General features: G+C 68.7%; 1 protein-coding gene. It reads left to right on the forward strand.

All coding sequences use genetic code 11. The annotated features are described in order from the left end of the window. On the forward strand, positions 1 to 1,046 hold a 1,046-nt coding region (locus ACFTWF_RS45075; RefSeq protein WP_378467540.1), incomplete at both ends, for an AMP-binding protein.

Consider the following 1,046-nt stretch of genomic DNA (forward strand, 5'->3'; position numbering starts at 1 on the left):
GCCGCCGCGAGGGTCGGGATCCCCACCGAGAATGTGATCGTCCTCGACGGCGCCGACGGGCACCCGTCGCTGACCGACCTGCTCACCGCGGGTGCGCCGGCGCCGGAGGTGTCGTTCGACCCGGCCACCCAGCTGGCGGTGCTGCCGTATTCGTCCGGGACCACCGGCCGCCCGAAGGGGGTGATGCTCACCCACCGCAACCTGGTCGCGAACGTGTGCCAGATCAACCCGCGGATGGGCATCGGCGCCGACGACAAACTCCTCGCGGTGCTGCCGTTCTTCCACATCTACGGGATGACGGTGCTGCTCAACGCGGCCCTGTTCAACCGGGCCGCGCTGGTGACGATGCCGAAGTTCGACCTGGTCGAGTTCCTGTCCATCGTCTCCGCCCAGAAATGCACGTACGTGTTCATCGCCCCACCGGTCGCGGTCGCGTTGGCCAAGCATCCGCTGGTCGACGAGTACGACCTGTCGTCGGTGCATTCGATCTTCTCCGGCGCCGCCCCCCTCGATCAGGAACTGGGCAAGGCCGTCGCGCACCGGCTCGGCTGCCGGGTCCGGCAGGGCTACGGCATGTCCGAGATGAGCCCGGTCTCGCACGCCATCCCGTTCGACCGCGACGACATCGCCCTGGACTCGGTCGGGCCGTCGGTGGCGAACATGGAATGCAAACTCGTCGACCCCGCCACCGGCGACGAGATCGCCTACCCCACCGACGGGGTCAGCGCCCCGGGCGAGTTGTGGTGCAAGGGCCCCAACATCATGGCCGGGTACCTCGGCAACGAGCAGGCCACCGCGGAAACCCTGGACGCGGACGGGTACCTGCACACCGGGGACATCGCCACCGTCGACCCGGAGGGGGTGGTGACGATCGTGGACCGGATGAAGGAGCTGATCAAGTACAAGGGCTACCAGGTGCCGCCCGCCGAACTCGAGGCGCTGCTGCTGACCCACCCGCAGGTCGCCGACGCCGCCGTCATCGGTGTCCTCGACGACGAGGGCGAGGAGGTCCCGAAGGCATTCGTCGTCAAGCAGCAGGGCGCCGA

Origin of the sequence: Rhodococcus sp. NPDC056960, assembly GCF_042674125.1 — a bacterium.
Taxonomy (GTDB): Bacteria; Actinomycetota; Actinomycetes; order Mycobacteriales; family Mycobacteriaceae; genus Rhodococcus_F.